The following is a 22,222-nucleotide window of genomic DNA, read 5'->3' as shown; positions in this document are numbered from 1 at the left end:
GCTTTGTTCAAGCCCCTCTTTGTTTTGGGTGATTTCTGCCGGAAATTTATTTATCAAATTCAGGATTGAAAGCATAAAAGTTCCGGCTGTCCAGTTTTTCCTGTACAATACGCAGACTTTCGCCAAAACGCTGATAGTGTACGATTTCCCGCTGCCTGAGAAAACGGATCGGCTCACACACTTCAGGATCTTTTACAAGGCGGAGAATATTGTCGTAGGTAGTACGCGCCTTCTGTTCTGCGGCCATGTTTTCGTGAAGATCTGTGATGGGATCTCCTTTTGACTGGAAAACGGTTGCAGTCCAGGGCATGCCGCTGGCAGCCTGTGGCCAGAGGGCAAGAGTATGATCTACATAATAAGGTCCGAAACCGGAGCACTCGATTTCTTCCGGAGTCAGATCCTTTGTAAGCTGATAAACGATTGCGCAGATCATTTCCATATGGGCAAGTTCTTCCGTTCCGATGTCTGTCAGTATGCCGGTGACTTCTTTATAGGGCATGGTATATCGCTGAGAAAGATAGCGCATGGATGCGGCCAGCTCACCGTCAGGGCCTCCAAACTGTGAAATAATAATCTGCGCGATTTTCGGATTTGTCTGGGTTATTTTTACAGGATATTGCAGTCGCTTTTCATAATTCCACATAAATCAGCACCCTCCTTCCTGCCATGGCCACGGCTCGTTGATCCAGTTCCAGTGTTCATCGCAGGAACGATCTGCGGTGTCAACAGTAAGCGGGCCATATGCAGATGCATATTCCTTTAGTGCTACATTTCTCTGGCGGCTCATTTCCTGATAGTAGGACAGTGCTTCTCTGTCGCAGGGGTGTGTATCCAGATAGAGTTTTACTTCGTCTACTGCAAAGCTGACATGATTAATATGTGTCAGAAGATCTTTTCGGTTTACAGGTCTGTTCATCGGCATCGGCCTCCTTTCCAGAGAAACGGTTTGTCGAGTTCTCTGAAGATTGTTCCATGCGAAAAGCCCATACCCGGTTCGTAGATTTCACGCCACTGCTGCCAGGGGACATAGGCCATAGCCAGTGGTGTTCCTTCGAGAAAGTCAGTGTTTGTATTAGGACATCCTTCTATGTTCCGGCTGCGGGCAACCGGAGCAGAAGACATGGTCTGCCTGCGCGGACAACGCATATTGTTCTGACAATTTGCCATTTTCGGCGGCTCCTTTCATATATTTCCCCTCTGCCGGGAGAGGGGGGGATCTTCATAATTATAGTATGGATAAAAATAAAAAAATGTTCCGCTTTACATTTGGAGAAAAATTATATATAATGTATAAGTCAGCGGGGTGTGGCTCAGTTTGGTTAGAGCGCACGGCTGGGGGCCGTGAGGTCGCAGGTTCGAATCCTGTCACCCCGATAGATAATTTTGCAGGAGGGATCAGGCCGGCAGTCATTTACCGGAGTCTGGTTCCTTTTATTTTATTCAGATCGGCATGTTTCAGCGGAGGGGAAGCAGATGAAAAGCAGAACAGTGCAGCCTATCAGGCGGCAGAGCAAAAAGTCAGGCCGCAATAAAAACAGAAAAAGTTCGCATAATTTTGGCGATACACAGCCAATGCGCCCGATCCGGGACGAACAGCGTCCGGACCTGTCAGATACACAGCCTATGCGTCCCATAGGAATACGGGCCGGTTACAGAGAATATCAAAAAGTGATCGACCGGAGAAGAGAAGTGCTGAAAGCGCCGAAGCCGGTGCCGGATAAAAGGTATTCCCGGCGGGAAAAGCCTGCGAAGAGCTGGACGCCGGGAGCTCTCCGCAGGGCATTGGGAAAAAGTATTGCAAAGGGAGAATATTTCGATTTTGATATGTTATTCGTAATTGTTTTCCTTATGTGTTTTGGTCTTGTAATGCTGTACAGTGCCAGCGCTTATGAAGCCCAGGTTGATGTACAGCTTCAGGACGATATGTACTATTTCTCAAAACAGGCTCTGATTGGAGTGGCCGGAGTTGTGGTAATGTTTCTCGTTTCAAGAGTTGACTATCATATATATGGAGCCTTTGCTTTCGAGATATATGTGATTTCCATGATTTTAATGGCGCTGGTCCGGTCACCTCTTGGCGTAACTTTAAATGGAGCAAGAAGATGGATTCGTCTTCCGGGTAATCTTACTCTTCAGCCGGCTGAGGTTACAAAGATTGCGGTGATTTTATTTATTTCCTATGAATTGTGCCGCCTGGGAAAAAAGGCAAGTAAAACGCCGGGAATAATCCGGGTGCTTGCTTTCGGAGCCATAGCGGCGGGCGGAGTCATGTATTTGACCGATAATCTCAGTACAGCAATTATTGTTATGGCAATTACATGTATTCTGATTTTTGTTATTCATCCGAAAACCAGACCGTTTCTGATCATAATCGGCGTAACAGTGGCCGTAGCGGCAGTATTGATTGCCATTCTGGCGGCGACTGCAGCCGACAGCGACAACTTCAGAATTCAGAGAATTATTTCATGGCTGAATCCGGAAGCTACGGCAGATGATGGAAGTTTTCAGGTGCTGCAGGGGCTTTATGCTATTGGAAGCGGAGGATTTTTCGGAAAAGGTCTGGGGAACAGTACGCAGAAACTGGGAGTAATACCGGAGGCTCAGAATGATATGATCCTGGTGGTTATCTGCGAAGAGCTTGGAATATTTGGCGCAATTATAATTTTTATTCTCTTCGGTCTTTTGCTTTATCGCCTGATGTTTATTGCGAAGAATGCGCCTGATCTCTATGGTTCACTGATTGCTACGGGAATATTTGCCCATATTGCGCTGCAGGTCGTTTTTAACGTGGCTGTGGTTACGGGGCTTTTCCCCACTACCGGTATTACGCTGCCCTTTATCAGCTACGGAGGAACAGCAATTTTGTTCCTGATGGCGGAGATGGGGATCGCTCTGGGAATCTCGAGGAGAATAAAACTGGAGGGAGAATAGGAAAAAGACTTTTCTTCTTCGGGAAAGTATGGTATATTTTAATATGGTATTCAAAACTACTTATACTGGAAATGCAAAATATACTTTACGGTTTCGGAGGAGTTGTTATGAGTTATAGAATAATTGTTGACAGCTGTGGAGAACTTACGGATGAGATGAAGAAAAGCGGCATGTATAAGTCTGCGCCTTTAAGTATGGAGGTAAATGGTACACATGTTGCAGATGACAATACGTTTGATCAGGCCCGCTTTCTGAGGCTGGTTGCAGAAAGCCCTCATTGTCCCAGGTCTTCCTGTCCTTCTCCGGAAGAATATATGTCACTTTATGACTGCGGCGCTGACCGGGTATATGTGGTGACATTGTCCTCTGAACTGAGCGGATCATATAACAGCGCAGAACTGGGAAGAAAACTTTTCGAGGAAGAGCACAGCGATAAAAAGATTTATGTGTTCAATTCACGGTCTGCATCTGTCGGTGAGACACTTATTGCAATGAAGATCCGGGAATGTGAAGAGCGTGGCATGGATTTTGAAGAAGTAAAAGAATGTGTTGAGTCATACATCAAGGGGCAGAACACATATTTTGTCCTTGAAAATCTCGACACACTGCGGAAAAACGGGCGGCTGACCGGAATTAAATCTTTGGTTGCGAGCGCGCTTAATATAAAGCCCGTTATGGGCTCTACGCCTGCCGGAACAATCTGTCAGCTGGGGCAGGCCAGAGGAATAAAAAGAGCGCTGGATAAGATGACAGATCATATTGTTCAGAATGCGGAATCACCGGAGGAGAAAGTGCTGGGAATCGCTCATTGTAATTGCCCGGAACGGGCAGAAAAAGTCAGGGAGATATTGCTTGGAAAGCTGAAGGTAAAATCAAGTTTTATTGTAAATACAGCCGGAATCAGTACGATGTACGCGAATGATGGAGGAATTATTGTTGTACTCTGACGCAGGTTGTGTTAAACTGTCAATAGTGTGACGAAGGGAGCGATACAAATGAGTCAGGAAAAAGTAGATCGTTATAAACAGGACAAAGCGAATAGAAAACAGATTATGCGCAAGCAGAAAATGAAGGGTGTTGTCCGTAAAGCGGTCGTTTCACTTGCAGCACTTGCGCTGGTAGGATGGCTGGGATATTCAGCCTGGGAGACATATAATTCCAATAGGGTACGGCCTGTTGCTGAAGTAAATTACGATTCGGTTTCAAATTATCTGAATACCCTGTCCGCATCAGAGACAGAGTAAAAAAACGGATACAGCAGAGATTTTTATTTGCCGTACAGGAAAAATATCAAGAACAAAATAATGGCAGACACTACATATGGGGTGCAGGGATTTCCTTGCACCCCATATGTTTGTTTGGGGCTGAAAAGGGCAATTCCCGGGGCTTTTTCAGGATTAAAAAAAATAAAAAGGGGGTTGAAAAAGGGAGGACTGTGGTTTAAAATGGAGTCAAGTGGTAACAAGTGGTGGAAAGTGGTATAAAGTGGGGAGCGATGTGGAGGCTCACATTAAGAGAAAGGGTTCCGAATGTTATTAGGAGAGTTTAACCATAGCATTGATGAAAAGGGCAGACTGATCATCCCGGCAAAATTAAGAGATGATCTGGGCGACAGTTTTGTAATATGCAACGGACTGGAAGGCTGCCTTTTTGTTTACTCTCAGGAAGAATGGACCAAATTTGTCTCTGAACTTGAAACCTTACCACGAATGAACAAGGATGCCAGAATTTTTAAGCGCTATTTTTTTGGCAGTGCTTCTGAGGGCAGTTTTGACAAGCAGGGGAGAGTGCTCGTCCCGCCTTCACTCCGCAAAGCGGCACATCTGGAAAAAGACGTAGTCCTGGTGGGAGTTCAGGACAGGGTTGAAATCTGGGATAAAGCTCTCTGGGAGGAGAGAAGCCAGGTGAGCGAGGAAGATCTGGATGCGATCGCAGAGCGTATGGAATCTATTGGAATCCGTATTTAGCAGGGAGGAAGATTATGGCATTCGAACACACAACAGTTCTGCTGCATGAAACAGTGGACGGGCTTAATGTAAGACCTGACGGCATTTATGTGGATGCCACACTTGGAGGAGGAGGACATGCCTCTGAAGTGTGCAGGCGGTTAAGCGGCACGGGGAGATTAATAGGTATAGACCAGGACGCCGACGCCATAGAGGCTGCCGGGAGACGCCTGGAAGGCTTCGGGGAGAAGGTCACGATAATCAGGAGCAATTACCGTGATATGAAGCCAGAGCTCCACAAGCTGGGCATTGATGGTGTGGATGGTATTACACTGGATCTGGGAGTTTCTTCTTATCAGCTGGATACAGCAGACAGAGGATTTTCCTACCGCATGGACGCACCACTTGACATGCGGATGGATCAGAGGCAGAAAATGACGGCAAGGGATATCATCAATGGATACAGCGAAGCGGAACTTTTTCGTGTGATTCGCGACTACGGAGAAGACAGATTTGCAAAAAATATTGCAAAACATATTGTCGCGGAGCGCGAGAAGAAACCAATTGAAACGACAGGACAGCTGAATGAAATCATACGGCATGCCATACCGATGAAAATTCAGAAAACCGGTGGCCATCCGTCCAAACGGACATTTCAGGCAATACGGATTGAGCTGAATCATGAATTGGAAGTGCTTCGGGATTCGCTGGATGAAATGATCGATATGCTTCATCCGGGGGGAGGATCTGTGTCATAACATTTCATTCCCTGGAAGACAGGATTGTAAAGAGTGCATTTCGCAGAAATGAGAATCCGTGTACCTGTCCAAGTCACTTTCCGGTTTGTGTCTGTGGAAAAGTATCAAAGGGGAAAGTGATTACGAGGAAACCGATTCTTCCGTCAGAGGAGGAAATGGAATCCAATCCTCGTTCAAAAAGTGCAAAATTACGTATTTTTGAACGGGCAGAAGCAACAACATAAAGGGAGTATTTAAAACATAGTCAACATATGCGGCAGCGGCGGCACAGGAGAATTTGCATGTATGGAATAGGACTTTTGTGCTGCCGCAGCTACAGCGCATATCGTACAGCGCGGGGCATGTGAGACGTTGCTCCGACGGGAAGGGGAGAGCCCGGAGGAACAGGATAAAAAGGAAAGGAGCTTTAGCAGATATGGCATCAGGCAGATATAGTAGAAACAGACGGCATTATACAGCAGGCGCAGGTCAGGAACGGTTCTATGTATATGGCAATGCAGTGCGCAGAGCTGAGGCGGTTCCGGTACGGAATCCGCAGTCACGTCCGCCGCAGCCGAAACGGACAAGCCGCCAGGTGAGAAAGAACAGAAACCGCGCAATGAGTATCAGTCCGGCTTATGCAGTATTTCTTGCGGCAGCCGCTGTCTGTGCAGTGATACTCTGCATGATGTACCTGAAGCTTCAGTCTGATGTGATGAACCATTCTAAAAATATAACGGCACTTCAGTCAGAACTTGCAGACTTGACAGAAGCAAATGATACGGCATATAATGCAGCTGTGGATTCCGTTAATCTGCAGGAAATTAAAGATAAAGCCATGAATGAGATGGGGATGGTTTATGCGTCAGAGGGTACTGTAATCGAATATGACAGCCCTACCGGCAGTTATGTAAAACAGTACAGTAATATCCCGGAAGACGGGATTCTTGCACAGTCAAAGGATGTATCAGAATAGGAATTAAGGTATGGCTGGAAGAAGAAAAAGAAAAAAAAGCAGATTTGAATTTTTGACAAAAAAATTTCCAATCAGAATGCAACGGAAGCTGGTAATGCTATTTATGGCAGTTATACTGGCTTTTGTTGTTCTTGTCGGACGTATTGTCTGGATTAATGTTACAAAAGGAAGCTCATATACCAGGATTGTACTGGATCAGCAGAATTACAACAGCCGGGTGATTGCATACCAGCGGGGAGATATAGTTGACCGGAACGGTACACGGCTGGCTACCAGCGAAAGAGTGTATAATGTAATTCTTGATGTAGTAGTAATGACGGACAGGGATGAATACATTGAGCCGACAAAAGATGTGCTCAAAGAGTGTTTTGGAATAGAGGGCAGTACAGTAGATGCGCTGATTGAGGAAAAACCGGACAGCCAGTATGAAATTCTGGCCCGGGGAGTCGATTATGAAACAGCCCAGAAATTCAACAAAATTGATGACGATGATGAAAACTATCCGAATGTACGGGGTGTGTGGCTGGAAGAAGATTTTGAACGGACATATCCCTATGGAAGTCTTGCCAGTGATGTAATCGGCTTTACTTATTCGGGAAATCAGGGAGCAACCGGAATTGAAAGCGCCTACAACAGTGTACTTAACGGTACGGATGGAAGAGAGTACGGCTATTTTGATTCTGAATCATCGATGGAGCGGACGGTAAAAGCCGCCAAGGATGGAAATACGGTTGTTTCTACTATAGATGTTACTTTACAGGGGATTGTGGAGGATTGTATAAAGGAGTTCAACGACGAACTCGCTGAAGACGGAGAGCTGGGCAGCAAAAATACGGCAGTTATTATTGCGGATCCGAACACCGGAGAGATTCTTGCCGAAGCGTCCTATCCGGGGTACGATCTGAATAATCCGTGGGATCTTTCTTCACTTTATACAGAAAAAGAAATCAAGGCGATGTCAGAAGAGGAACAGCTGGAAGCCCTTAACAGTCTGTGGCGCAATTTCTGTGTGAGTGATGCGTATGAGCCGGGCTCTACTATTAAACCATTTACAGTTGCTACAGGTCTGGAATCTGGAGCTCTTACCGGAGACGAAAACTATTATTGCGGCGGTTCGCTGCAGGTAGAAGACTATACAATCCGATGCAGTATGAGATCAGGACACGGTGCAGAGACTACCCGGGATGCAGTGGCCTACTCCTGTAATGTGGCTCTGATGGAAATGGCGGAGAAAATCGGCGCGGAGGACTTCAGCAGATATCAGCATATATTCGGATTCGGCGAATATACAGGGATTGATCTTCCGGGAGAGGCTGCCACAGAAGCGCTTCTTTACACAGCGGATAATATGGGCGAAGTTGAGCTGGCTACCAATTCTTTCGGACAGGGATTTAATGTAACCATGACTCAGATGGTAGCGGCCTTTTCTTCCCTGGTTAACGGCGGATATTATTATGAACCCCATGTGGTAAAACAGATTCAGGATGAAAATGGAAATGTCATAGAAACAAAGGATCCGGTTCTGCTGCGCAAGACTATTTCCGCTGAGACATCGGAAAAGATAAAAGAATATCTGGGGGCTGTAATGGATTACGGTACAGGTAAGAGCGCACAGGTAGAAGGATACGATATAGGCGCGAAGACAGGAACTGCCGAGAAACTTCCGAGAGGAAACGGAAAATATCTTTTGTCTTATCTGGGATGTGCTCCTCAGAATAATCCGGAGGTTGTAATCTATGTGGTAGTTGATGAACCGAATACAGAAGCTCAGGATGACAGTTCTCTTGTACGCAGACTCGCAAAAAGTATTATGGAGGAAGCGTTCCCTTATCTGGGAATTACTACGATTGAGGCTGAAGAAAAAGCAGCGGCTGAAGCCGCCGCGGCAGAGAACAGTATTACCGGAGATGAAGAGTATACGGATTATAATGAGGACTATGACGATACTTATGATAAGCCGGACGGAGAATATATCGACGAAGATTATAACCCGGATCTGGATGACTGGACACAGGGAGAGTGAGAAAACCCTCGGACAGTCCTGCGGATTTTGGTGAAAAACAGGCTGAATTTTTTTGGAATAACCCTGCAGAAGATGTAATAAGCTTTAACAACATCTTTTGCAGGGTTGTTTTATATGAAGAATAAAACATACAATAAGAAAAAAATACTTGTTGTTTTTTTGTGTGCCACAATAATGATTTTCGGCCTTATCGGACGTCTTATCTATCTGATGGTTTTTGACGCAGAATATTATCAGGAGCTGGCTGAAGACCTTCATGAAAGAGAAAGAGAGATCAAGGCTGCAAGAGGGGAGATTGTGGACAGGAACGGAGTTGTCCTTGCAACAAACAGGACTGTCTGCACGATTTCTGTAATCCACAGCCAGATAGAAGATCCGGAGACAGTCATCCGTGTACTTTCCGATGAACTCAAGATGGATGAGGCGGATGTGAGAGAAAGAGTGGAAAAAGTATCCTCCATGGAAAAAATTAAAACAAATGTTGAAAAAGACACAGGCGACAAAATACGGGAATATGATCTGGCCGGCGTTAAGGTGGACGAGGATTATAAAAGATATTATCCATATGATGAGCTGGCTTCAAAAGTGCTGGGATTTACAGGGGGAGACAACCAGGGGATTATCGGTCTTGAAGTAAAATATGAAGAATATCTCAAAGGAACCAACGGAACGATTCTGACGGTAACAGACGCCCGGGGAATTGAACTGGAGGGCGTGGCTGAGGACCGCATTGAACCGGTTGCGGGAGAAACTCTAAAAATCAGTCTGGACTATAATATACAGGAATACTGTGAACAGGCCGCTCTGAAAGTTCTGGAAGAAAAGCAGGCGGACAGCGTGTCTGTCCTTCTTATGAATCCGCAGAATGGGGAAATTTATGCCATGGTAAATGTGCCGGAGTTTAATCTTAACGAACCTTTTGAGCTGAATACAGGAGAGGAAGCCTCTCTTTCGGATGAAGAGCTTCAGGATGCACTGAACCAGATGTGGAGAAACGGCTGCATCAACGACACTTATGAGCCCGGTTCCACTTTTAAGATTATTACTTCCGCAGCATGTCTGGAAGAAGGAGTGGTAAGTCTTGACGATACATTTGTGTGTCCGGGTTACCGGATTGTTGAGGACCGGAAGATCCGATGTCATAAGGTGGGCGGACACGGAACAGAAACTTTTGTGGAAGGAATACAGAATTCATGTAATCCGGTCTTTATGGATATCGGCCTGAGGCTGGGAAGTGAACGGTTTTACGATTATTTCGAACAATTCGGACTTCTGCAGCTGACAGGAGTGGACCTTCCCGGTGAAGCGGGTACAATTATGCATAAAAAGGAAGATATTGGAACAGTTGAGCTTGCTACAATGACATTTGGCCAGTCTTTTCAGATTACACCTATTCAGCTGGCAACTACAGTGAGTTCCATAGTAAACGGCGGAAACCGGGTGACGCCGCATCTGGGTATGGCAGTACTGGACGGAGAAGGCAATGTGATCGAAGAGTTTGAATACAAAACAGAAAAAGGGATTGTTTCAGAAGAAACATCTGAGACAATGCAGATGCTGCTGGAAAGTGTTGTTTCAGAAGGGTCCGGAAAAAATGCTTATATAGACGGCTACTCGATCGGAGGAAAAACAGCTACATCCCAGACTCTGCCCCGAAGCGCAAATAAATATATCGCTTCTTTCCTGGGATTTGCTCCGGCGGATGATCCCCGGATCCTTGGTATGGTTGTGATTCATAATCCCCAGGGAGTCTATTACGGAGGCACGATAGCGGCGCCGGTTCTGAGAACAATTTATGACAATGTCCTTCCGTATCTCGGGATTGAAAAAAATTAAGCGATAGGTTATACTGTATAAGATGTTCTGGAAGAGAAGTTTTCTTCCGTGGAAACAAAAGAGAGGAAGAGGTGGATTTATGAGCAGCCATATTGTGATTCCGGTGCTGATATCATTTGCAGTCAGTCTTGTACTCGGCCCGGTTGTCATTCCGTTCCTGAGAAAACTGAAAATGAAGCAGACGGAGAGAACAGACGGGGTACAGTCCCATCTGAAAAAAGCGGGAACTCCTACAATGGGGGGGATTATTATTCTGATTTCCGTTATTGTGACGTCGCTTTTTTATGTGAAAGATTATCCGGCTATAATACCGGTTTTATTTCTGACCGTGGCCTTTGGGCTGATCGGCTTTCTGGACGACTATCTTAAAGTTGTGCTGAAACGGTCGGATGGTCTGATGCCTATGCAGAAGATGGCTCTTCAGATTGTAGTAACGGCAGTGTTTGCCTTTTATCTTGTAGAAGTGGCAGATGTACCGCTTACGATGCTTGTACCCTTCTCGGACGGATATTATCTTGATATTGGCTGGCTGGCTGTTCCGGTTCTTTTCTTTGCCGTAATCGGTACAGTGAACGGCACGAATTTTACAGACGGTCTTGATGGCCTGGCTTCCAGTGTCACCGTACTGGTAGCAACTTTTTTTACTGTTGTTGCCGTTGGAACAAAAAGCGGCGTGGAACCTATTACCTGCGCGGTAGTGGGTGCGCTTTTAGGCTTTTTGCTCTTTAATGTGTATCCGGCCAGTGTGTTTATGGGAGACACAGGTTCTCTCGCTCTGGGAGGCTTTGTGGCAGGAACGGCATATATGATGCAGATGCCGTTGTTTATTATCATTGTCGGTTTTATTTATCTTGTAGAAGTGGCGTCTGTTATTATTCAGGTCACATATTTTAAAAAGACAGGCGGAAAGCGGATTTTTAAAATGGCGCCGATCCATCATCATTTTGAATTATGCGGCTGGTCAGAGACACGGGTTGTAGCTGTATTTTCAATCATAACTGCTCTTCTCTGTCTGATTGCTCTGATGGGGGTGTAGGATAAATGGATTTAAATGAAAAAAACGTACTTGTATTTGGCGCCGGCATAAGCGGCGAGGCGGCGGCGGGCCTGCTGCTTCGTCAGGGGGCGCGGGTTATTCTTTACGATGGAAATAAAAATCTTGATCTGCAGTCTGTAAAAAGCAGGATTGCAGACAGTGTCCGGGATATGACGGACAGGCCGGAAGAAAATCTGAAAATTGTGTCTGGAGAGTTCCCGGAGGAAGTAGTGAAAGAGCTTTCCCTGGCAGTAATCAGTCCTGGTGTACCGGCTGATCTCCCGGTTGTGGAACAGATGAGAAATCTGGATATTCCTGTTTGGGGAGAGATTGAGCTGGCTTATGCCTTTGGCAGAGGGGATGTTCTTGCAATTACCGGAACCAATGGAAAAACTACAACTACAGCTCTGCTGGGCGAAATAATGGCGAATTATAAAGAGAGCGTGTTCGTGGTCGGAAATATTGGAAATCCATACACCAGCATAGTCCCCCGGACAGAGGAAAGTTCGGTAATTGTAGCGGAGATCAGCAGTTTTCAGCTCGAGACAATACATACGTTCCGGCCGAAAGTCAGCGCTGTTTTAAATATTACACCGGATCATCTGAACAGACATCATACGATGGAGGCATATGTAGCCGCAAAAGAGCGTATTGCTGAAAATCAGACAAAAGAAGATGTCTGTGTCCTGAATTATGAAGACAAACTGCTGAGGGAATTCGGTGAAAGGACAAAAGCCGAAGTTCTATATTTCAGCAGCAAACGTAAACTTAAAAGAGGAGTTTATCTTGACAGCGGTGAGATTATTATTGATCTTGGAGAGAAAATTTCTCTGTGCAGTGTCGACAGCCTGCATATTCTTGGAACCCACAATTACGAAAATGTAATGGCAGCGGCAGCGATGGCATATGCTTATGGAGTGCCCGCGGAGGTAATTCAGAAGACGGTCTGTCAGTTCCGCGGCGTAGAACACCGGATTGAGTTTGTGGCAGAAAAAAACGGAGTTGCTTTTTATAACGATTCCAAAGGCACAAATCCTGATGCGGCAATCCGCGGCATCCAGGCTATGAACCGTCCTACTGTGCTGATCGGAGGCGGTTATGATAAAGATTCAACCTATGAAGAATGGATCAATGCTTTTGACGGAAAGGTGAAAAAGCTGGTGCTTCTTGGAGCTACCCGTGATAAGATAGCGGAGACGGCAAGGAGACTCGGATTTGAAGATATTGTAATGGCGGATTCATTTGAGGAAGCTTTTGATAAATGCGTAGAGTATTCCCGCCCGGGCGACGCGGTTCTGCTTTCCCCGGCCTGCGCAAGCTGGGGAATGTTTAAAAACTATGAAGAACGCGGAGATAAATTCAAAGAACTTGTAAATCAGCTTTAAGGAGTGAATTTATATTGGAGCGTTCCGATAAGAAACGGACATATGATGATACGCTTCTTGTTGTTGTACTGATTCTTGTAGGAATCGGTCTTGTACTGCTCTACAGCACAAGCGCATACAATGGCAGAGTAAAATTCCACGACTCTTTCTATTATCTGAAAAAGCAGGGATTCGCCACGCTGGTAGGGCTTCTGGGTATGGTGATTATTTCCAGAATTGATTATCACAGATGGGTCCCTTTTGCCATACCGGGTTATCTGATGGCTATTTTCCTTTCTGTCGCGGTTATGCTGTTCGGAGATGAGTATAACGGGTCCAAAAGATGGCTTTCTTTTGGACCTTTTTCTTTTCAGCCGTCGGAGTTCGCCAAGGTAGCCGTGATTCTTTTTCTGGCCTGTCTTGTGAGCAGAAATGTAAAGAAAATGGGGCGGTTTTCTGCCCTTGTTCTGATGATGCTCCCCGTTCTGCCGATTGCGGCCCTCGTAGGAGCCAGTAATCTGAGTACTGCTATTATTATCCTGGGAATTGCTGTGGTACTGGTTTTTACTGCCAGTCCGAAATACTCTCAGTTTATCTGGATGGGAAGCGCGGCGGTGGCATTTATGGCGGTTTTTCTTGCTATGGAAAGCTATCGTCTGGAGCGGATTGCAATCTGGCGCAATCCGGAACAATATGAAAAGGGGTATCAGACACTTCAGGGACTGTATGCCATCGGAAGCGGAGGATTGTTCGGAAGAGGTCTTGGCAACAGTGTGCAGAAGCTTGGCTTTCTGCCCGAGGCACAGAATGATATGATTTTTTCAATTATATGCGAAGAGCTGGGACTTGTGGGCGCTTCTATTATTATTCTTCTCTTTCTGATTCTGATCTGGCGCTTTTTTGTAATAGCTACCAGAGCGAAAGACTTGTTCGGCGCTCTTATTGCTGCAGGTGCCATGGCTCATATGATGATTCAGGTGATCCTGAATATAGCGGTGGTTACCAACACGATTCCGAATACGGGAATAACACTGCCCTTTATCAGCTACGGAGGAACGTCGGTTGTATTTCTGCTCTTTGAAATGGGGCTTGTGTTGAGTGTGTCCTGTCTGGTAGAATAGGGCGTAAGGAGGAATTTGGATGAAAGAAAAAAAGCACAGAAAGAGAAAAATACTGCCAGTACTGCTCGGGACTGTCGGTGTACTTGCGCTTGCAGGACTGATTGTTGTTTTCGGATTCCGCGTACGGTCTGTTGAAGTGGAAGGAAATGAGTATTACAGTGACAATTCCATAATCAGCTGGATTAATAATGATGATCTGGCGGTAAATTCTCTTTACATACTGATCCGTTATAATCTGACCAGTCCCGAAATGCCAACAGCAGTGGAACGAATGGAAATTTCTCTGAAAAATCCCTGGACTGTGCATGTTCAGGTGAGAGAAAAGCAGATGGTCGGATATGTAGATTATGATGATTCTTATCTGTATTTTGACCATGAAGGAACTGCGTTGGTCCGGAGAAAAAAGATCGTGGAGGGAGTTCCGCATGTGGAGGGCCTTGCCTTCGATGCCTCCGGGGTGGTACTTGGAGAAACTCTTCCGGTAGATGATGAAAGTATTTTTGAGAGAATTACGGAAGTTTCCAGAGGACTGGAAAAATATAAGCTTACGCCGGACAGGCTTTCCTGTGCGGACGGGGAGATAATTCTTACCTTCGGCAGAATACAGATTCTACTGGGAAATGACAATTATGATGAAAGACTGGCCCAGATAGATCCGATACTTGAAAAACTGGATGAAAATTATCCGGACACTTCAGGAACGCTTCATTTGGAAAATTTTGACGGTACTTCAGAAAACATTCCTTTTGTGCCGGATAATAATGAATAGATTTCAGCATGGCTGAATAGTATAAAAAATCTGAAAAATAGGAAAAAATGTATTGATTATTTGCGGAAAAGACTTTATTATATACTTATTGAATTGGATTGTTCAATAAAAGGGATGTATAAGAAATTAATAAGACGACAAAGGAGGAAATACTCTTGTTAGAAATTAAAACCAACGAATCAGAAGCGGCCGCAAGAATAATTGTTGTCGGAGTAGGCGGCGGTGGAAATAATGCCGTTAACCGGATGATTGACGAGCAGATTGCGGGTGTGGAATTTATTGCAGTGAATACAGATAAACAGGCATTACAGCTTTGTAAAGCACCTACACTGATGCAGATTGGTGAGAAGCTTACCAAGGGACTTGGCGCCGGAGCTCAGCCTGAGGTAGGAGAAAAAGCGGCAGAGGAAAGCTCTGAGGAGATTTCAGCAGCTCTCAAAGGTGCAGATATGGTATTTGTAACCTGTGGTATGGGCGGCGGAACCGGTACAGGAGCAGCGCCGGTTATTGCGCGTATCGCAAAAGAGCAGGGAGCTCTGACAGTCGGTGTCGTAACAAAACCGTTCCGTTTTGAATCCAAGACAAGAATGCAGAATGCTCTTACTGGAATTGATAAATTAAAAGAGAATGTTGACACGATTATCGTGATACCGAATGATAAACTTCTGGAAGTAGTGGACAGGCGTACAACAATGCCGGAAGCTCTGAAAAAGGCAGACGAAGTTCTGCAGCAGGGTATCCAGGGTATTACTGATCTGATCAACGTGCCGTCACTGATTAACCTTGACTTTGCAGATATCCAGACAGTTATGAAGGATAAGGGCATAGCTCATATCGGTATCGGTGCCGGACGCGGTGATGACAAAGCACTTGAAGCTGTTAAGGAAGCGGTTGCAAGTCCGCTGCTTGAGACAACAATTCAGGGAGCTTCCAATGTTATTGTCAATGTATCTGGTGATATTACCCTTATGGATGCGTCAGACGCAGCTGACTACGTACAGGAACTCGCGGGAGAAAGTGCAAGCATTATCTTTGGTGCCATGTATGATGACACGAAGTCTGATGAATGTACTATTACAGTCATTGCTACAGGTTTACATAATGTGGGAGGCAGTGCATCCAAACTTAAAGCAAGGCTGGAAGGACAGCAGAAAAAAGTGGGATCCATTCTTCCGTCCGGGGATTCACCGGTTAGAAGCCATTTTGACAGTGAGGGAAGAACTTCTTCCAGCAGGCCGCAGGGAGGTACAATGCCTACACTTCAGCCGAGAACTCCGTCAAGCAAGGTAAAGGAACAGTCAATTAAGATTCCGGATTTCTTTAAGAAATAATTATATAAATGACAGAAGACTCTGCAGAGCCATTGCGTTTGCCGTGGTTTTGCAGAGTTTTTTTATTGTGTTTTTTACATGTCTGAGAAAGATCTTTCTTTTCTATGAAATAAAATCGCATCAATATTGAATTATTCTGTTTATTTTTCCGCAAGTATGTTATACAGAGATGTCGAAATATAATTCGGATTATCCGTCATCTTCTGACAAATTTCCTGAGGGTGCAGGTTTATAATTTCTAAGAATCTGGTGGGAGATAAAAAGTTTTCTCTGAAACCATACAAAGGAGAAAGAAGGTGGGGCATGTACTATGAACTGTACATAGATGTGTTTTTTCTGGAAAATTTTATGATTGACAGTCTGCTTCTTCTTGCGGTGGGGCACGTGCTGAAATGCAGACAGTCATACGGACGCATTATTGCGGGCGGGATAGTGGGGAGTCTGCTTACCTGTCTGGTAATCATTATTCCGCTTCCGGCAGCGGCAAAGCTGATTCTTTTCCATGTCATTGTAAACAGTCTGATGATAACCACAGGGCTGAAAATAACGGGTGTGGGACAGTTTATAAAAGCTGTTGTTCTGTTGTATCTGTCTGCCATTGTTATTGGAGGGGCTGTACAATTATTCCGGCCCTGGCTGAGGTATGCAGGTCTGCTTTATGCGGCATTTGCCGCAGGATATGTTCTGTTTTTGACTCTCTGGCGGTCTGCGGCATCATCCGGAAGACAGGAGGAAGACGTTTATCCGGTTACATTGTACGCCGGAGGAAAAGAAAAAGAGTTATATGCTTTGTGGGATACAGGGAATGTTCTTTCAGATCCGGTTACGGGAGACCCTGTAAACATTCTGGCTCCCGGACTGGCAGAAGAGCTGATTCCCACAGAGGAAGAAGCAGAAAAATTTCGCTATATTCCTTTCCGCAGCGTAGGGGGAGAAAGCGTCATGCAGGTTTTCAGAGGAGAAAAAATGTGTATTCATCTGGGGGAGGAATGCTGGATAAAAAAGCCTCTTCTGGGAATCAGCCGAACGGAGATTTCCGGAGAAAGAACCTATCAGATGATATTGAATCCGGGAGTGCTGGCCCGGTGAGTTCTGACGAGAAGACAGACGGGAAAAGAAAAGCAGGAGGAAAATAAGATGGTTGTAAAAGTAGCTGTTCCGCAGCGATTTAAACTGCGGATTATACCGGATATCCGTAATCTGATATTCGGAGGGGGCGGAGAAATTCATTATATTGGCGGGACAGAAGTGCTGCCGCCGCCTCTGGAAGGCAGTAAAGAGACAGAGATGATAGAGCGGCTGGGAACAGAATATGACGAAGAGGCCAGAAAAACCCTGATTGAGCATAATCTGAGACTGGTTGTTTATATAGCAAAAAAGTTTGACAACACGGGAGTAGGCGTAGAGGATCTGATTTCCATAGGAACAATCGGGCTGATCAAAGCAATTAATACCTTTAACCCTTCCAGGAAAATAAAACTTGCTACATACGCATCACGCTGTATTGAAAATGAAATTCTCATGTACCTGAGAAGAAACAGCAAAACAAAGATGGAGGTATCTATTGATGAACCGCTGAATGTGGACTGGGATGGAAATGAGCTGCTTCTCTCAGATATTCTGGGAACAGAGGAAGACACTATCTACCGGGATCTGGAAAATGAGGCGGAACGCAGACTGCTGGTCCGCGCATTGAATAAGCTTTCCAGCAGAGAAAAACTGATTGTGAGAATGCGGTTCGGACTTGACAATCCGGAAGGAAGGGAGAAAACTCAGAAAGAAGTGGCTGATCTTCTCGGAATCTCTCAGTCCTATATATCAAGACTTGAAAAAAAGATTATGCAGAGACTGAAGAGGGAGATGATAAGATACGAGCAGTGAATAAGGTTTTATATGGAAGATACGATATTACAGCAGAGAGATTTAATCTTTTATTCCGGAAAACAGGTGGATATTTTTCCGGGAAATGATACAATAAAAGAAAAGCGAAAAGGGTTGGTGAGACATATGAAGCTTACTTTTATCGGAGCAGCCCATGAAGTTACGGGAAGCTGTCATTTCCTGCAGGCGGCGGGGAAAAATATCCTGATTGACTGCGGAATGGAGCAGGGGCCGGATCTGTATGAAAATCCGGGACTGCCTGTTCCGGAGCAGGAGATTGATTATGTGTTTCTTACGCATGCGCATATTGATCATTCCGGTATGCTCCCGCGTCTGGTGAAGAAAGGATTTAAAGGGCAGATTTTTGCTACATTTGCCACGGCTGACCTGTGTAATATCATGCTTCGGGACAGCGCGCATATTCAGGAATTTGAGGCGGAATGGCGCAACAGAAAAGGAAAACGTGCAGGAAAACCGGAGTATGAGCCTGTTTATACCATGCAGGACGCACTGGACGCTATAGAACTGCTTGTGCCGTGCCAGTACAGAGAGAGAATCCGGATCTGTGACGGAATTCAGATCCGTTTTACAGATGTAGGGCATCTGCTGGGATCTGCCAGTATCGAAGTGTGGGCCGGTGAGGGAGATGTGACAAAGAAACTGGTATTCTCAGGAGATGTGGGGAATCTGAATCAGCCGATCCTGAAAGACCCGGCTTATACCCGGGCTGCGGATTATGTGATTGTGGAATCTACTTATGGAAACCGGATTCATTCAACGGATAAACTGGATTATGTGGGAGAGTTTACAAAGATCCTGAAAGAGACATTTGACCGGGGCGGCAATCTTGTTATTCCTTCTTTTGCCGTGGGCAGGACTCAGGAACTGCTGTATTTTATCCGGGAGATCAAGGAGAAAAATATGCTGAAGGAATACCCGGATTTTGACGTGTATCTGGACAGTCCTCTTGCCATTGAGGCTACAAAGGCCTTTACTTTGAATATGAAGGACTGTTTTGATGAGGAGGCGCTGGCGCTGGTAAATGCCGGAATAAATCCTCTTGTTTTTCCGGGGCTTCATACTTCCACTACAAGTGATGATTCGAAAATGATAAACTTCATTGAAAAACCGAAAGTCATTATTTCTGCTTCCGGTATGTGTGACGCCGGACGGATCCGGCATCATCTGAAACACAATCTCTGGAGACCGGAATGTACAATCCTGTTTGTGGGATACCAGGCTAAGGGGACTCTTGGGCGGAGGCTGCTTGAGGGAGAAAAAAATATCAGGCTCTTTGGAGAAGAGATTGAAGTGCATGCCAGAATCGAGAGCCTTCATGGCGTCAGCGGTCATGCGGATATGAACGGCCTGCTGAAATGGGTCGGAGCCTTTGAATCGCCGCTGGAAAGAGTGTTTGTAGTACATGGCGAGGATGCGGTGACGGATGAATTTGCGCAGACAGTCGCAGACAGATTCGGTTGTCGTACGTGGGCGCCGTATCCGGGATGTGAAGTGGATCTTCTGACCAATGAGATTGTAAACGAGGGAATGAAGATTCCGGCAAAGCCAAGGAAAGCAGCGCAGAGGAAAGCAGACAGTGCTTTCGACCGTCTTGTTGCCGCCGGAAAACGGCTGCTTGATATTATATATAGAAATGAAGGCCTTTCCAACAGAGATAAGGCCAGATTTGAAAGCCAGATTAATAATCTGGCTGATAAATGGGAAGAGTAACGGGATAAAAGCAGTAACGCTTAAGGAGCGATTTGTCAAGGTCTAAAAGTTTATAAAATTTTCGGACTTCCGGAATATCTTTGAGCCGGAGTGAGAATCATTCTAATTAGAAAATGCTTAGGAGGATTCTTGCAATGATGGTGAATAAGGTTGAGCTGTGCGGAGTAAATACATCCAAGCTTCCGCTTCTTAAGGAAGAAGAAAAAGCGGAGCTGTTTCAGCGCATTCAGGAGGGCGATGAGGAAGCAAGAGAGAAGTATATCAAAGGAAATCTGAGACTTGTGCTCAGCGTGATCAAAAGGTTTGAGGGCAGCAGTGAGAATGCCGATGACCTGTTCCAGATCGGATGCGTAGGGCTTATGAAAGCGGTGGATCATTTCGATCCGGACAGACTGGTGAAATTTTCCACTTATGCGGTCCCTATGATCATTGGGGAGATCCGACGCTACCTGAGAGATAACAGTTCGATAAGGGTAAGCCGTTCTCTGCGGGATACTGCATATAAGGCGATTTATGCAAAAGAAGGATATGTCAGGCGCTATATGAAAGAGCCGACGGTTCAGGAAATCGCGGATGAGATCGGTATTGCAAAGGAAGATGTGGTTTTTGCCCTGGATGCCATTCAGGTTCCCATGAGCCTCCATGAACCGGTATACAGTGACGGAGGTGATACGCTGTATGTAATGGATCAGGTCAGCGACAAGAAAAACAGGGAAGAAAACTGGGTAGAAGAACTTTCTCTGGACGCGGCGATGGAGAGGCTTAATGAAAGAGAAAGATATATTATTACGCTTCGCTTTTTTGAAGGGAAAACCCAGATGGAGGTGGCAGAACAGATTTCAATTTCTCAGGCGCAGGTAAGCAGACTTGAAAAAAACGCGCTGAAGACAATGCGTAAATATCTGCTGGGAGAATAATAAGGGATTGATATTTTTCTGTCTTCATACTATGATTAAGTCAGCGCCGGTCTGTGCCGGCGCTGTATACAGTACAGCGGGTACTGTCCGTCCTGCAGGGCGGTAACACAGACAGAGAAAAAGGAGCAGAAAGTATGTATAAAGCTTGTATATTTGATCTGGACGGAACACTGACTGATACGCTGGACTCCCTTACCTATTCTGTAAATGAAACGATGAAGGAAACGGGACTTCCGCAGATTACCAGGGAACAGTGCAGAATGTTTGTGGGAAACGGAGCGAAAGTTCTGATTCAGAAGTCTCTGGAAGCCGCAGGAGTTTCGGAAGAAGAATTCTTTCCGCGGACCTTTCAGGCTTTTCGGCGTATATTCGATAAAAACTGCACCTATCGTGTAAAGCCTTATGAGGGCATTGTTTCCCTTCTTTCGGAATTGAAGGCAAGGGATATAAAGCTTGGCGTCCTTTCCAATAAGCCTGACCGTCAGGCAGTACATGTGGTCAGCCGGATTTTCGGGGAGAATATTTTCGATATTGTGTGGGGCCAGAAAGAAGGAGTCCCGAGAAAACCGGATCCCTCCGCGCTTCTGCTGATGGCAGAAAAACTGGGGGCGGATCCTTCAGAGATTATCTATATCGGGGATTCGGAAGTAGATGTTCAGACCGGACAGGCGGCGAAAGTAAAAACCGTTCTTGTGTCCTGGGGATTCCGGGGACCTGAAGATCTCCGGAAAGCCGGAGCGGAGCTGATTGTAAATTCTACAGAGGAGATTCTTAAAATTACAAATGAACAGGAGGAGCAGTATGAGTGAATTCAGAGAGGAAGATCTGCTTGCTTTTTTAGAAAATCAGACAAAGCTTTTCGATGAACCTGTCGCAGAGACACAGGAAGAAGCGGAGGCTTTTCTGGAAGACTGTATGGCAGTGATTGTTGATTCGATTGAGGAAGTCAGAGAGTATTTTGAGGAAACAGGGGCAGATGTAAGCGGGATGACGGAAGAAGAGCTGGAGGAAGCAGCTGAAGTATTTCCTCTCTCTGACGGCAGATATCTGATTGTTGAAGGATAGAACAGATACGGCGAAGCAGCAGAAGCCGGCAGTGCAGATTTTCGATTTACAGACACAGGATAAGCCGCAGTTTACTGGACTGCGGCTTTCGCTACTGCTTCTTTGATGGCATCCAGAATAATCTGAGATGTATAGGGAGCGTCATCGGACAGCGCTATGTCATCCAGAGACTGAGTTTCATAGACCTGTTCCGCGATATCTTCTATAGCAGGCTGGATGAGAGGAAACATCGCAGTTACAGTTTCATCCAGGTTGGAAAACCGTATGGAGTTGATACGGGATTCATCTACAGACACCTCCACCTCCAGATTTGTGTTATTCAGAGTAAGGGTGGATGTGTAGATGCCCGGCGTATACTGTTTGTCTGTACCTGTCTCTTCTTTTTCGGCCCCGGGTCTGAACATGATGACCAGAAGGACAATCAGCAGTATACCAAGTGCGGCGAAGATTGCTGTATAAATGATCTCCTTCATGTGCAGGACAATGATCTTCGTTCTGGAACCCATAGAATTACCTCCCGTTTTCGGCAGTCTTAATTTTAGCCTGCCGGTTTTTTTA

The 22,222-nt window shown here is 45.6% G+C and carries 22 protein-coding genes, 1 tRNA gene and 1 pseudogene; 20 read left to right on the top strand and 4 right to left on the bottom strand.

Annotation, left to right across the window (positions count from 1 at the left end; all coding sequences use genetic code 11):
- Window positions 1-46: 46 nt before the first annotated feature.
- The 3 genes from AC0QUU_RS11210 to AC0QUU_RS11200 are packed head-to-tail and all read right to left on the bottom strand — an operon-like array spanning window position 47 to window position 1,035.
- Window positions 47-643, bottom strand: a complete 597-nt coding sequence (locus AC0QUU_RS11210; protein WP_474542841.1) for a manganese catalase family protein — start codon at window positions 641-643, stop codon at window positions 47-49.
- 3 nt (window positions 644-646) lie between these two features.
- Complete coding sequence (locus AC0QUU_RS11205; protein ID WP_474542840.1) at window positions 647-922, bottom strand: spore coat protein CotJB; 276 nt, start codon at window positions 920-922, stop codon at window positions 647-649.
- Window positions 913-1,035 carry a spore coat associated protein CotJA gene (locus AC0QUU_RS11200; RefSeq protein WP_474545571.1) on the bottom strand — a complete coding sequence of 41 codons (123 nt, stop codon included), beginning with the start codon at window positions 1,033-1,035 and terminating at the stop codon, window positions 913-915. Before AC0QUU_RS11200 ends, AC0QUU_RS11205 begins: the two co-directional genes overlap by 10 nt.
- Window positions 1,036-1,299: 264 nt before the next feature.
- Between AC0QUU_RS11200 and AC0QUU_RS11195 the strand changes: the two genes are divergently transcribed.
- The 20 genes and pseudogenes from AC0QUU_RS11195 to AC0QUU_RS11100 all read left to right on the top strand — a co-directional run bounded on the left by AC0QUU_RS11195 (window position 1,300) and on the right by AC0QUU_RS11100 (window position 21,664).
- A tRNA-Pro gene (locus tag AC0QUU_RS11195) sits at window positions 1,300-1,374 on the top strand.
- Window positions 1,375-1,473: 99 nt separating this feature from the next.
- The gene (locus AC0QUU_RS11190) at window positions 1,474-2,931 is read left to right on the top strand and encodes an FtsW/RodA/SpoVE family cell cycle protein (RefSeq protein WP_474542838.1); all 1,458 of its coding nucleotides are present in this window, start codon (window positions 1,474-1,476) and stop codon (window positions 2,929-2,931) included.
- A 107-nt stretch (window positions 2,932-3,038) separates the two neighbouring features.
- Window positions 3,039-3,878, top strand: coding sequence for a DegV family protein (locus AC0QUU_RS11185; protein WP_474542836.1), 840 nt, complete (start codon window positions 3,039-3,041; stop codon window positions 3,876-3,878).
- Between the two features lie 48 nt (window positions 3,879-3,926).
- Complete coding sequence (locus tag AC0QUU_RS11180; protein WP_474542834.1) at window positions 3,927-4,175, top strand: hypothetical protein; 249 nt, start codon at window positions 3,927-3,929, stop codon at window positions 4,173-4,175.
- Between the two features lie 285 nt (window positions 4,176-4,460).
- Entirely contained in the window at window positions 4,461-4,898 is a 438-nt protein-coding gene (gene mraZ, locus AC0QUU_RS11175) for a division/cell wall cluster transcriptional repressor MraZ (protein WP_474542832.1), read from the top strand.
- A gap of 14 nt (window positions 4,899-4,912) precedes the next feature.
- Window positions 4,913-5,859, top strand: a pseudogene (gene rsmH, locus AC0QUU_RS11170) (16S rRNA (cytosine(1402)-N(4))-methyltransferase RsmH).
- 191 nt (window positions 5,860-6,050) lie between these two features.
- Complete coding sequence (locus AC0QUU_RS11165) at window positions 6,051-6,590, top strand: hypothetical protein (RefSeq protein WP_474542831.1); 540 nt, start codon at window positions 6,051-6,053, stop codon at window positions 6,588-6,590.
- Between the two features lie 10 nt (window positions 6,591-6,600).
- A complete protein-coding gene (locus AC0QUU_RS11160; RefSeq protein WP_474542830.1) occupies window positions 6,601-8,613 on the top strand; it encodes a peptidoglycan D,D-transpeptidase FtsI family protein in 2,013 nt (670 codons plus the stop codon).
- A 114-nt stretch (window positions 8,614-8,727) separates the two neighbouring features.
- Window positions 8,728-10,449 carry a peptidoglycan D,D-transpeptidase FtsI family protein gene (locus AC0QUU_RS11155; RefSeq protein WP_474542828.1) on the top strand — a complete coding sequence of 574 codons (1,722 nt, stop codon included), beginning with the start codon at window positions 8,728-8,730 and terminating at the stop codon, window positions 10,447-10,449.
- A gap of 79 nt (window positions 10,450-10,528) precedes the next feature.
- Entirely contained in the window at window positions 10,529-11,485 is a 957-nt protein-coding gene (gene mraY, locus AC0QUU_RS11150) for a phospho-N-acetylmuramoyl-pentapeptide-transferase (RefSeq protein WP_474542827.1), read from the top strand.
- A 5-nt stretch (window positions 11,486-11,490) separates the two neighbouring features.
- Window positions 11,491-12,870: a UDP-N-acetylmuramoyl-L-alanine--D-glutamate ligase gene (gene murD / locus AC0QUU_RS11145; RefSeq protein ID WP_474542826.1), complete on the top strand. Its 1,380-nt coding sequence runs from the start codon at window positions 11,491-11,493 to the stop codon at window positions 12,868-12,870.
- A gap of 14 nt (window positions 12,871-12,884) precedes the next feature.
- Window positions 12,885-13,970: a putative lipid II flippase FtsW gene (ftsW, locus tag AC0QUU_RS11140; RefSeq protein ID WP_474542825.1), complete on the top strand. Its 1,086-nt coding sequence runs from the start codon at window positions 12,885-12,887 to the stop codon at window positions 13,968-13,970.
- A gap of 19 nt (window positions 13,971-13,989) precedes the next feature.
- Complete coding sequence (locus AC0QUU_RS11135; RefSeq protein ID WP_474542824.1) at window positions 13,990-14,739, top strand: cell division protein FtsQ/DivIB; 750 nt, start codon at window positions 13,990-13,992, stop codon at window positions 14,737-14,739.
- A gap of 155 nt (window positions 14,740-14,894) precedes the next feature.
- Window positions 14,895-16,070, top strand: a complete 1,176-nt coding sequence (ftsZ, locus tag AC0QUU_RS11130) for a cell division protein FtsZ (RefSeq protein WP_474542823.1) — start codon at window positions 14,895-14,897, stop codon at window positions 16,068-16,070.
- Window positions 16,071-16,373: 303 nt separating this feature from the next.
- Window positions 16,374-17,159 carry a sigma-E processing peptidase SpoIIGA gene (locus AC0QUU_RS11125; protein WP_474542822.1) on the top strand — a complete coding sequence of 262 codons (786 nt, stop codon included), beginning with the start codon at window positions 16,374-16,376 and terminating at the stop codon, window positions 17,157-17,159.
- A gap of 48 nt (window positions 17,160-17,207) precedes the next feature.
- Window positions 17,208-17,951 (top strand): RNA polymerase sporulation sigma factor SigE, encoded by a 744-nt coding sequence (gene sigE / locus AC0QUU_RS11120; protein ID WP_474542821.1) that lies wholly within the window; start codon window positions 17,208-17,210, stop codon window positions 17,949-17,951.
- A gap of 126 nt (window positions 17,952-18,077) precedes the next feature.
- The gene (locus AC0QUU_RS11115; RefSeq protein ID WP_474545570.1) at window positions 18,078-19,682 is read left to right on the top strand and encodes an MBL fold metallo-hydrolase RNA specificity domain-containing protein; all 1,605 of its coding nucleotides are present in this window, start codon (window positions 18,078-18,080) and stop codon (window positions 19,680-19,682) included.
- 134 nt (window positions 19,683-19,816) lie between these two features.
- Window positions 19,817-20,599 carry an RNA polymerase sporulation sigma factor SigG gene (gene sigG / locus AC0QUU_RS11110; protein ID WP_474542820.1) on the top strand — a complete coding sequence of 261 codons (783 nt, stop codon included), beginning with the start codon at window positions 19,817-19,819 and terminating at the stop codon, window positions 20,597-20,599.
- A gap of 134 nt (window positions 20,600-20,733) precedes the next feature.
- Window positions 20,734-21,408, top strand: a complete 675-nt coding sequence (locus AC0QUU_RS11105; RefSeq protein WP_474542819.1) for an HAD family hydrolase — start codon at window positions 20,734-20,736, stop codon at window positions 21,406-21,408.
- Window positions 21,401-21,664 carry a glyoxalase gene (locus tag AC0QUU_RS11100; RefSeq protein WP_474542818.1) on the top strand — a complete coding sequence of 88 codons (264 nt, stop codon included), beginning with the start codon at window positions 21,401-21,403 and terminating at the stop codon, window positions 21,662-21,664. Before AC0QUU_RS11105 ends, AC0QUU_RS11100 begins: the two co-directional genes overlap by 8 nt.
- Window positions 21,665-21,735: 71 nt before the next feature.
- Here AC0QUU_RS11100 and AC0QUU_RS11095 read toward each other — a convergent pair whose 3' ends face one another.
- The gene (locus AC0QUU_RS11095; protein WP_474542817.1) at window positions 21,736-22,170 is read right to left on the bottom strand and encodes an FMN-binding protein; all 435 of its coding nucleotides are present in this window, start codon (window positions 22,168-22,170) and stop codon (window positions 21,736-21,738) included.
- Window positions 22,171-22,222: the final 52 nt, after the last annotated feature.

The sequence above is a fragment of the Mediterraneibacter sp. HA8405 genome (assembly GCF_056148955.1).
The sequence above is the reverse complement of the archived record's forward strand: the minus strand, read 5'-3'. Positions and strand labels throughout refer to the sequence as shown.